The organism is Oceanobacillus sp. AG (assembly GCF_009746545.1).
Lineage (GTDB): Bacteria > Bacillota > Bacilli > Bacillales > Amphibacillaceae > Oceanobacillus > Oceanobacillus indicireducens.
Window position 1 is genome coordinate 1 of the sequence record NZ_WOWT01000083.1, and the last position, 649, is coordinate 649.

Below are 649 nucleotides of genomic sequence, written 5' to 3' on the forward strand. Positions count from 1 at the left end.
GAAAGAAACTGCGAAGAGCCTTATATCTGGCAATCCGGCCACTCGTAGCTAGTAACCCGGTGTTTAAGGCCTTACACAGTTACTATACGACCCGCCCCAACAATCCATTGAAGAAACAACAATCACTGATTGCGCTATGTGGAAAATTATTACGTGTACTATTTGTCATCGGCAACAAACAATGTGAATTTGATGGAAGCAAGCTATTACAAGGTTTACCTCAAGTGGAAGAATTACAGGCAGCTTAAGCTTTTACAACACGATTGAATAAATGCACCTCTAGTTTTTAGGATAAACAAACACCAATAATGCAGAGTCGGAGCTTATTTAATCCATTCGGGCACCAGACCCAGCATAGGAGCTTTTTCCGACCTCCACCTTGTGGATACGCAGGACGAAGGAATGTATGGAGAAAATCCCGCGATACATGGGAGGGTAAGCGACCATAAGTTGTGTGGAGAACCTAAGCATGGTCATACCATTTTTAACCAAATGTTCACAATTTGGTTGTTAGGATGGATAAAACCCTGTTTGAATATTCCGCACTCTGAGTGAACACTATGCCCACCAATACATTCTATAAAATGGCGTTTGAGTAATTCTAAGAAAACAGGAGCATTTTGAAGATAATCAAAGTATATAGAGGGAG

Annotated in this window: 1 pseudogene; it reads left to right on the forward strand. The window is 41.1% G+C overall.

Annotation, left to right across the window (positions count from 1 at the left end):
• Window positions 1-248: pseudogene (locus GN217_RS18625) on the forward strand (IS110 family transposase); the annotation flags it as partial.
• Window positions 249-649 lie beyond the last annotated feature (401 nt).